We start from the raw sequence: 9,712 nt of genomic DNA, 5'->3' as shown, positions 1-9,712 counted from the left end.
ATAGTCTGAGACCTGATGCCGAGCCGATTGTGGCGAAGTGGATGATCCTATGCTGTCGAGAAAAGCCTCTAGCGAGTTTCATGGCGGCCCGTACCCTAAACCGACTCAGGTGGTCAGGTAGAGAATACCGAGGCGTTCGGGTGAACTATGGTTAAGGAACTCGGCAAAATGCCCCCGTAACTTCGGGAGAAGGGGGGCCACGTCTGGTGATCCGTTTTACACGGTGAGCTGGGGGTGGCCGCAGAGACCAGCGAGAAGCGACTGTTTACTAAAAACACAGGTCCGTGCGAAGCCGTAAGGCGATGTATACGGACTGACGCCTGCCCGGTGCTGGAACGTTAAGGGGACCGGTTAGTCAAGATTCGTCTTGGCGAAGCTGAGAACTTAAGCGCCAGTAAACGGCGGTGGTAACTATAACCATCCTAAGGTAGCGAAATTCCTTGTCGGGTAAGTTCCGACCTGCACGAATGGCGTAACGACTTCTCGACTGTCTCAACCATAGGCCCGGTGAAATTGCACTACGAGTAAAGATGCTCGTTTCGCGCAGCAGGACGGAAAGACCCCGGGACCTTTACTACAGTTTGATATTGGTGTTCGGTTCGGCTTGTGTAGGATAGGTGGGAGACTTTGAAGCGGCCACGCCAGTGGTTGTGGAGTCGTCGTTGAAATACCACTCTGGTCGTGCTGGATGTCTAACCTGGGTCCGTGATCCGGATCAGGGACAGTGTCTGATGGGTAGTTTAACTGGGGCGGTTGCCTCCTAAAGAGTAACGGAGGCGCCCAAAGGTTCCCTCAGCCTGGTTGGCAATCAGGTGTTGAGTGTAAGTGCACAAGGGAGCTTGACTGTGAGACCGACGGGTCGAGCAGGGACGAAAGTCGGGACTAGTGATCCGGCGGTGGCTTGTGGAAGCGCCGTCGCTCAACGGATAAAAGGTACCCCGGGGATAACAGGCTGATCTTCCCCAAGAGTCCATATCGACGGGATGGTTTGGCACCTCGATGTCGGCTCGTCGCATCCTGGGGCTGGAGTCGGTCCCAAGGGTTGGGCTGTTCGCCCATTAAAGCGGTACGCGAGCTGGGTTTAGAACGTCGTGAGACAGTTCGGTCCCTATCCGCTGTGCGCGCAGGAATATTGAGAAGGGCTGTCCCTAGTACGAGAGGACCGGGACGGACGAACCTCTGGTGTGCCAGTTGTTCTGCCAAGGGCATGGCTGGTTGGCTACGTTCGGGAGGGATAACCGCTGAAAGCATCTAAGCGGGAAGCCTGCTTCGAGATGAGTATTCCCACCCACTTGATGGGGTAAGGCTCCCAGTAGACGACTGGGTTGATAGGCCGGATGTGGAAGCCCAGTAATGGGTGAAGCTGACTGGTACTAATAGGCCGAGGGCTTGTCCTCAGTTGCTCGCGTCCACTGTGTTGGTTCTGAAACCACGAACGGCCCCATGCCATGGTCACGGCATGGTGCGGCTGAACAGTTTCATAGTGTTTCGGTGGTCATAGCGTGAGGGAAACGCCCGGTTACATTCCGAACCCGGAAGCTAAGCCTTACAGCGCCGATGGTACTGCAGGGGGGACCCTGTGGGAGAGTAGGACACCGCCGAACAAATATTGTGGGAGACCCCCGCACCTCATGGTGCGGGGGTTTTCTGCGTTCCGGGTTCGTTTAGGGTTCTGGCATGCGCTACGACCTGGTGATCTTCGACAACGACGGCGTGCTCGTCGACAGTGAGCCGATCTCCAACAGACTTCTGGCCGCCTATCTGACCGAGCTCGGGCACCCCACGTCCTACGAGGACTCCATCCGGGACTACATGGGGTCCGCGATGCACCGGATCCACGACCTGGTCCAGGAGCGCACCGGTCGGCGGCTGCCGGCGGAGTTCGACGACACCTTTCACCGGCGGGTGTTCGCGGCCTTCGAGGCCGAGCTGGAGCCCGTGGCCGGAGCGTTGGACGTCCTCGCGAAGCTGGCCGCGGACGGGGTGCCGTACTGCGTGGCGTCCTCGGGGAGCCACGAGCGGATCCGCGTCGGGCATCGGAAGACCGGGCTGGACCGGTGGTTCACGGAGGACCGCGTCTTCAGCTCGCAGGACGTGGGGAAGGGGAAGCCGGCCCCCGATCTGTTCCTGTACGCGGCCGAGCGGATGGGTGTGGCTCCGGGGCGTTGCGTGGTCGTGGAGGACAGTCCGCTGGGCGTGCAGGCGGCCGTGGCGGCGGGGATGGACGTGTACGGGTTCACCGCGATGACTCCGGCCGCGAAGCTCGCGGGTGCCACGCAACTCTTCTCCGACATGGGGAAGTTGGCTGACCTGCTGGTCTGACGGCCGGCACGCCGACGGGGCTGACAATTGTCATGCCTAGCTCCGGACGATCGTTTCTACTGGGCGACCCCCGCCGGCGGCGAAGCTGTGTGCATGACGACGAACCAGCACAAGAAGCAGAACGCCTTCGGCCCGCTCCTCGTGGACGTGGCGGTGCCGCTCGGGTCGTACTACCTGTTCAAGGGCGCGTTCGGGATGAGCACGTTCGCCGCTCTCGCCTGGAGCAGCGTGCTGCCGGCCGGGCGGACCCTGTGGAGCGTGGTCAGGGAGCGGACGGTCAACGGCCTCGCCGGGCTCATCCTCGTCGTCAACGTGGTCGGCCTGGCGCTGAGCTTCGTCTCGGGGGATCCGCGGCTGATGCTGGCCAAGGACAGCGGGGTCAGCAGCACGGTAGGGATCGGCATCCTGGTGTCCGTGGCGCTGGGCAGGCCGATGATGACCGCCGCCCTCAAGCCGTTCCTGGTGAAGAGCGACGCGATCAGGGCGGCGGCGTGGGAGCGGCTGGAGAGCGGTGTGTCGACCGCGTCGGCCGACTTCCGGCGGCGGGAGAGGGCCTTCTCGCTGGTCTGGGGTGCGGTGCTGCTCGTCGAGTGCGTCGTGCGGGTGGTGGGCGCGTTCACCGTGCCGGTGGACACGATGGTGTGGCTGGGGTCGGTGGTCATGGTGGTGGCGATTGCGCTGGGGATCGTGCTCGGCGGGGCGCTGGGGGCCGGACCGATGGAGGCCATGGTCGCCTTCGAGGCGAAGGCCGGGCTGGACGCCGAGGCCGAGGTGGAGATGCCCGAGGTCGCCCTCGCCCGGTGAGTCCGGCAAAGCTGAGGAGAATTCATCTTTGGCTGGATCTACCCACGAGTACGCCGGGGCCCTACGCTCGCCGCCATGACAGATGTGCTGCGGCGCGGTAGGGCCTCTTTGGCGTTCAGCTTCTTCGCGCAGGGGGCCGCGTTCGCTCTGCTCGTGACCCGGATCCCGGCCATCCAGGACCGGTACGACGTCTCGGACGCGCTGCTGCCGGCCTTTCTCGCGGCCGTGCCTGTGCTGGCCGGTGTCGGGAGCGTCACGACCGAGCAGCTGGTGAAGCGCATACCGCCGAGCCGGTTGCTGCGCTGGTCCCAGCCGGTGGTGCTGCTGGCCCTGCTGGGTGTCGGGGCGGGGCGGGGAATGGCGGAGCTGGGGGCCGCCCTGGCGGTGTTCGGGCTCGCGGTGGGGGCGCTGGACGCCTCGATGAACATGCTCGGGGTGAGTCTGCAGCGGCAGTACGGGCGCAGCATCATGCTCGGTTTCCACGCCGTGTACAGCCTGGGCGGGATCGTGGGGGCCTCGCTGGCGTGGGTGGGCGCGCACTGGCACCTCGCGCTGTGGGTGTCGTACCTGCCGGTGGTGGCCGTGCTGTTGCCGGCCGCTCTGGTGGGGAGCCGGTGGTACGTCGACGGGGGCGCGGACGTCGGGGCGGTGGCCGAAGCGGGGGACGAGAGGTCGGGGAGCGGTGGCTCGGGAGTCGTCTTCACGATGTTGCTGCCGCTGTGTCTGGTGATGACCTTCGCCTACATCGGGGACTCGACGGTCTCCAACTGGAGTGCGAAGTATCTGCAGGACGTGCTGGGGAGTTCGGAGCAGCTGGCGACCGTCCCGTACAACGTGTACATGGTGACCACGCTGCTCGGGCGGGCCATCGGGGACTTCGGGGTACGGCGGTTCGGCGCGGCGGCCGTGGTGCGGGTGGGGGCGCTGGTGGCGGCGGGCGGGTTCGCGGTGGTGGCGGGCGCGCCCGGGGCGTGGGTGGGGATGCTCGGGTTCACGTTGGTGGGGCTGGGGCTGTGTGTGCTGGTGCCGCAGACGTTCGCGGCGGCGGGGCGGTTGTTCCCGGGGGCGTCGGACGCGGCGATCGCTCGTCTCAATGTCTTCAACTACGTCGGGTTCCTGATCGGTTCGCCGTTGGTCGGGGCGTTGGGGGACGCCTGGACGTATCGGGGGGCGATGGTGGTGCCGATGGTGTTGGTGCTGGTGACGTTGGTGTACGCCCGGTCGTTCGCCGCTCAACCGGACCGATACGGTGGCGGGCATGAGCGGCCGCGCACAGCTGATGTGGGACGAGGCAGTAACGGGCTATGACTTCGGGCCCGAGCATCCGATGGATCCGGTCAGGCTGGATCTGACCCGGAGGCTGGTCGGGGCCCTGGGGCTCGACCGGGAGTTGGACGTCGTCGCGGCGAAGCCCGCCGGGGAGTCGACGCTGCGGCTCGTGCACCGGGAGGACTACGTCGACGCCGTGAAGGCGGCGTCGGCGGACCCGGGGGCGGCGGACCAGGCCTACGGGCTGGGGACGATGGACGATCCGGCCTTCGCGGGGATGCACGAGGTGTCCGCTCTGATCGCCGGACTGTCCGTGGGGGCCGCGGAGGCCGTGTGGCGGGGGACGGCGTTGCACGCGGTGAACTTCTCGGGCGGGTTGCACCATGCGATGCCGGGGGGTGCGTCGGGGTTCTGCATCTACAACGACGCCTCGTTGGCCATCGCCCGGTTGCTGGAGCTCGGGGCCGAGCGGGTCGCGTACGTGGACGTGGACGTGCATCACGGGGACGGCGTGCAGGCGGCGTTCTGGGACGATCCGCGGGTGCTGACGATCTCGCTGCACGAGCATCCCCGTACGTTGTTTCCGCAGACGGGTTGGCCGGAGGAGACCGGTGGCGAGGCGGCGGAGGGTTCGGCGGTGAACGTCGCCCTGCCGGCGGGGACCGGGGACGCGGGCTGGTTGCGCGCGTTTCACGCGGTGGTGCCGGAGCTGATCGCCGACTTCCGGCCGGATGTGCTGGTGACGCAGCACGGGGCCGACACGCACTTCGAGGATCCGCTGGCTCATCTCGCGGTGTCTCTCGACGCGCAGCGGGCGGTGCAGGTGGCCTGCCACGATCTGGCGCACGAGTACGCCGGGGGGAAGTGGGTCGCGTTGGGCGGGGGCGGCTACGCGGTGGTGGAGGTGGTGCCGCGGTCGTGGGCGCATCTGGTGGGGGTGGCCGCCGGGGCGCCCGTCGCTCCGGAGACGGTGATCCCGGAGGGGTGGCGGCAGGAGGTGTTCGCCCGTACCCGGCAGTTGGGGCCGGTGCGGATGACCGACGGGCGGTGGCCCGTGGGGTGGGCGGAGTGGGACGCGGGGTACGACCCCGCCGATCGGCTGGATCAGGCCGTGTTGGCCACCCGGCGGGCCGTGTTCCCGTTGCGGGGGCTGCTGGCGTAGGGGCGGGCGCCCAGGGGCTTCTCTGGCCCTCTCCGTCCCGCGTCCCCTGTTCCGCGTACTCTGTTTCCGCGTCCCTGTCCCAGGGGCCGAAGCGCACCGCGCTGGCCGGTTGTTCGTCGCTTACGCCGACCGTGCGTTGTTCTCCCGTTTCCTCCCCCTGTTCGTGCTTTGTCCGCCAGCATCGCTCCCGTGTTGAGTACCGGGGCCCTTCGGGCGCATCTGCTGGCTGCGCGGTTGGCCGGAGCGGTGGCGACCTCCAGGGAGGAGAGTCTGCGGAGTTACCGGCTGTTCGCCGCCCGGGATCCGCGGGTGCTGATCGGGCTTGATCCCCAGTGGAGTTGGGGGCAGCGGGATCTGATCGCGTTGATGGCGGACAAGTGCGGGGTCTCGGCCGACCCCGACTGTGTCTCCGGGCATGATGTGATCGACCCCGAGCGGACGTTGGCGGCTCTGGACGCCTTCGCGGAGCGGCTGGCCTCGGTCGCCCAGCGTGGCGCCGCCGTGCTCATCGGCACCGGGCATCCGCATCGGCTGCTGGGGTTCTACGCCGGTCTTGCGGACGCTTTGTCGTCGGCGGGATGTGATGTCCTCACCCCGGCGCAGGGTCACTGTGTCGACATAACGACCCGGTTCGGTCTACGCACCCACAACCTCGAGTACGTACGGGGCGTCGCCGTCGTCCGGGAGGCCGGTGCCGAGCGCGCCGGTTGTGCGACCGGTGCGCACAGTCATTCTCCGCTGCCGGTTCGGGTGGCGCTCGCCGCGGCGGCGGAGGCCGGCGGACGGCTGCCCGAGCTCGTGATCGGGGACCACGGATGGGTCTGCGGGGCAGGTCAGCTGGGGTTCGAGGCCATCGGTCTGGCGGACACCGACGATCCCGCGCTGTTCGTGGGGGAGGCCGAGGGGACCGTCTCCGTGGTCGTTCCACTTGATGACGCCGTGCGGTCCGATTACTACAGGCCGCTGACCCGCTACGTACTCAATCGAGCGTGTCTGTCACAGTAGGCCGCTGATGGGTGCACCTCTTCCCCACTCGCATCACCCGCCCCTACATTGGGGAGTGAGCACGCAGCGACGAAGAGTCACCGGAAGGGGAAGCCGGTGGCCGTCGAGTCGAGTGCGGAAGGTTCAGGTGTGTCATGGCTGCAGCTGGCGAGAGGCCTCTGAACGAGGTTCAGTTCCTTACCGTGGCGGAAGTCGCCTCGGTGATGCGAGTGTCGAAGATGACCGTGTACCGGCTGGTGCACAGCGGTCATCTGCCCGCGATCCGGGTGGGGCGGTCCTTCCGCGTCCCCGAGCAAGCGGTTCACGAGTACCTCCGCGAGAGCTATGTGGGGGTGGAAACCGCCTGACGGCCGGGCCTGTCCACAGGGCAGGCCGACAGGGCGGAGGGGTCCGGCCGCAGGGCCGTCCCGGGCCTCTCCGGCTCTCGATTACGACCTCAGCGCTCGGGCGGGTAGGCTAGCCCCTCGTAGGTCGTATGGGCCCATGGCGCCCAGCACCGAGTGATGAGAAGTGAGCGAGGGTAGTCGTGGGCTCTGTTATCAAGAAGCGGCGCAAGCGGATGGCCAAGAAGAAGCACCGCAAGCTGCTCAAGCGCACGCGCGTTCAGCGTCGCAACAAGAAGTAGTAGGCGAACGAACTTACTTCTTCGCGACGCGAGCCGCGTAGGCGTCGTGTGGCCCCCCACCGTGTTATCGGTGGGGGGCCACACGTATATCCAGGCTCTGTGCGCCCGGCTGAACGCCGTGCGTATGTCCGGACGGGCATCATGGCTGATCCGGACGTACGACCGACTGTTTTGGTCACGTCGTGCATCGGGCGGTCATCACAGCGCAATATCGACCCGATAAGTTGGCCCGGAGACGGGAACGCGGCAGGGTAGCCAGGCGGTTCCAGGACGGAAGGAAGGCGCTGATCTTGGGAAAGGTCGTGCTCGTTACCGGAGTGGCCCGTCAGCTGGGGGGTCGGTTCGTACGACGGATCCAGCGGGACCCACAGGTCGACCGTGTGATCGCCGTCGACGCCGTGTCACCCGAGCACCATCTCGGAGGCGCCGACTTCATCCAGGCCGACCTCCGCCAGCCGACGATCGCGCGGGTGCTCGCCGAGACCGGCGCCGACACGGTCGTCCACCTGGACGTGACGGCGACGGCGCTGGGCAGCGGCAGCCGGACCACGGTCAAGGAGACCAACGTCATCGGGACCATGCAGCTGCTCGGCGCCTGTCAGAAGTCGCCGAACGTGAAGCGGCTGGTCGTCAAGTCCAGCACCAACGTCTACGGGTCCGCGCCCCGCGATCCCGCCGTCTTCACCGAGACGACCTCCGCCAAGTCGCTGCCCAGCGGCGGCTTCGCCAAGGACGCCGTCGAGGTGGAGGGGTACGTCCGCGGGTTCGCCCGGCGACGGCCCGACGTCGCCGTGTGCGTGCTGAGGTTCGCCAACATCCTCGGGCCCACCGCCGAGACGCCGCTGGCCTCCTACTTCTCGCTGCCCGTGCTGCCCACCGTGTTCGGTTACGACCCCCGGCTGCAGTTCGTGCACGAGGACGACGTGATCGAGGTGCTGCGGATCGCCTCGCACGAGCCGGAGCGGGGCACGCTCAACAGCGGCACCTTCAACATCGCCGGCGACGGCGTGCTGCTGCTGTCCCAGTGCTCGCGCCGGCTCGGGCGGCCCACCGTGCCGCTGCTGCTGCCCGCCGTCACCTGGGCGGGGTCCTTGGTGCGTACGCTGGGCATGACGGACTTCTCGCCCGAGCAGATCCGGCTGCTCACCCATGGACGGGTCGTGTCGACGGTGCAGATGCGCGAGACGCTGGGGTTCACGCCGCGCTACACGACGGCCGGGACCTTCGAGGACTTCGCGCGCAGCCACGGGCCCGGGCTGCTGCCGCCCGAGGCCGTCGCCGGGGCCGTCGACCGGATCGCCGCGCTGCCGCTGCCGGGCGGCGGCGGTCACGCCCCGGCCCATTCCCCGACGCCGAGCGCCAACTGAGGAGCGCATCAACGATGGCGGACGCCAAGGTCATTCCGTTCGACGACGACCGGTCCCGGGGGAGCGCCGTGGCGCGACCGTCCCGGCGCCGGGGGACGGGGAGCCGGCGCAAGAACGGCGAGCCCGCGCCGGTCCGGGAGATCGGCGAGGTCGGGGAGGTCCAGCCCCTGCCCACTCGGGCGGCGGGGCAGGATGATGTTCCCGTGACGGGTGAGGATCGGGGGCACGAGGCCGGAGGCGGCGGCAGCCTGGAGCGGCGGATCGCGGGCGGCCTGTCCTTCCTGCGCCGGCGCCTCACCGGCGACTACGAGGTCGACGACTTCGGCTACGACGAGGAGCTGACCGACCAGGTCCTGATGTCCCTGTTGCGGCCGGTGTACGAGAAGTACTTCCGGGTCGAGGTGAAGGGCGTCGAGAACATCCCGGCCGAGGGGGGCGCGCTGATCGTCGCCAACCACTCCGGGACGCTGCCGCTGGACGGCCTGATGATGCAGGTCGCCGTCCACGACCACCATCCGGCGGGCCGTCATCTGCGTCTGCTGGCCGCCGACCTCGTCTTCGTGCTGCCGGTCGTCAACGAGCTGGCCCGCAAGCTCGGTCACACCCTCGCCTGCGCGGAGGACGCCGAACGGCTGCTGGGCCAGGGCGAACTGGTGGGGGTCATGCCGGAGGGCTTCAAGGGCATCGGGAAGCCGTTCAGCGAGCGGTACAAGCTCCAGCGGTTCGGCCGGGGCGGCTTCGTCTCCACGGCCCTGCGGCAGGGCGCTCCGATCATCCCCTGCTCGATCGTCGGGGCGGAGGAGATCTACCCGATGATCGGCAACGCCAAGACCCTGGCGCGGGTGCTGGGTTTCCCGTACTTCCCGCTGACGCCGACGTTCCCCTGGCTGGGTCCCCTGGGCGCGATCCCGCTGCCGACCAAGTGGACGATCCAGTTCGGCGAGCCCATCCCGACGGACGGTTTCCCGCCGGAGGCAGCCGAGGACCCGATGCTGATGTTCAACCTGACCGACCAGGTACGCGAACAGATCCAGCACACGCTGTACAAACTGCTGGTGCAGCGGCGGTCGGTGTTCTTCTGACGGCCGGCTGTGCGCCGGCGCGGACTGCCGTGGGTCGGCGTGGGCGGGTGGACCGTCGGCCGGAGTCCGGCGCGGC

General features: G+C 67.7%; 9 protein-coding genes and 2 rRNA genes. All 11 read left to right on the top strand.

Going from position 1 to position 9,712, the window contains the following annotated elements; translation table 11 throughout:
• Window positions 1-1,397, top strand: a 23S ribosomal RNA gene (locus tag ACZ7DE_RS04825); the annotation flags it as partial.
• A gap of 90 nt (window positions 1,398-1,487) precedes the next feature.
• Window positions 1,488-1,604 (top strand): 5S ribosomal RNA (gene rrf / locus ACZ7DE_RS04820).
• Between the two features lie 73 nt (window positions 1,605-1,677).
• Entirely contained in the window at window positions 1,678-2,322 is a 645-nt protein-coding gene (locus ACZ7DE_RS04815) for an HAD family hydrolase (RefSeq protein WP_470757879.1), read from the top strand.
• A 93-nt stretch (window positions 2,323-2,415) separates the two neighbouring features.
• On the top strand, window positions 2,416-3,126 hold the full coding sequence (locus ACZ7DE_RS04810; protein ID WP_470757877.1) for a VC0807 family protein: 711 nt from the start codon (window positions 2,416-2,418) through the stop codon (window positions 3,124-3,126).
• Window positions 3,127-3,201: 75 nt separating this feature from the next.
• Entirely contained in the window at window positions 3,202-4,434 is a 1,233-nt protein-coding gene (locus ACZ7DE_RS04805) for an MFS transporter (RefSeq protein WP_470757875.1), read from the top strand.
• Window positions 4,385-5,557 carry an acetoin utilization protein AcuC gene (locus ACZ7DE_RS04800; protein ID WP_470757873.1) on the top strand — a complete coding sequence of 391 codons (1,173 nt, stop codon included), beginning with the start codon at window positions 4,385-4,387 and terminating at the stop codon, window positions 5,555-5,557. Before ACZ7DE_RS04805 ends, ACZ7DE_RS04800 begins: the two co-directional genes overlap by 50 nt.
• A 189-nt stretch (window positions 5,558-5,746) precedes the next feature.
• Entirely contained in the window at window positions 5,747-6,562 is an 816-nt protein-coding gene (locus tag ACZ7DE_RS04795) for a phosphatase (RefSeq protein ID WP_470757871.1), read from the top strand.
• A gap of 134 nt (window positions 6,563-6,696) precedes the next feature.
• Window positions 6,697-6,909, top strand: a complete 213-nt coding sequence (locus tag ACZ7DE_RS04790) for a helix-turn-helix domain-containing protein (RefSeq protein ID WP_004984898.1) — start codon at window positions 6,697-6,699, stop codon at window positions 6,907-6,909.
• Window positions 6,910-7,088: 179 nt separating this feature from the next.
• The gene (locus ACZ7DE_RS04785; RefSeq protein WP_003948845.1) at window positions 7,089-7,187 is read left to right on the top strand and encodes a 30S ribosomal protein bS22; all 99 of its coding nucleotides are present in this window, start codon (window positions 7,089-7,091) and stop codon (window positions 7,185-7,187) included.
• Between the two features lie 290 nt (window positions 7,188-7,477).
• Window positions 7,478-8,554 (top strand): NAD-dependent epimerase/dehydratase family protein, encoded by a 1,077-nt coding sequence (locus ACZ7DE_RS04780; RefSeq protein ID WP_470757869.1) that lies wholly within the window; start codon window positions 7,478-7,480, stop codon window positions 8,552-8,554.
• Window positions 8,555-8,568: 14 nt separating this feature from the next.
• Window positions 8,569-9,636 carry a lysophospholipid acyltransferase family protein gene (locus tag ACZ7DE_RS04775; RefSeq protein ID WP_470757867.1) on the top strand — a complete coding sequence of 356 codons (1,068 nt, stop codon included), beginning with the start codon at window positions 8,569-8,571 and terminating at the stop codon, window positions 9,634-9,636.
• Window positions 9,637-9,712 lie beyond the last annotated feature (76 nt).

It is taken from the genome of Streptomyces sp. NPDC037083, from assembly GCF_055606485.1.
This window is presented reverse-complemented; position numbering and strand designations above follow the sequence as displayed.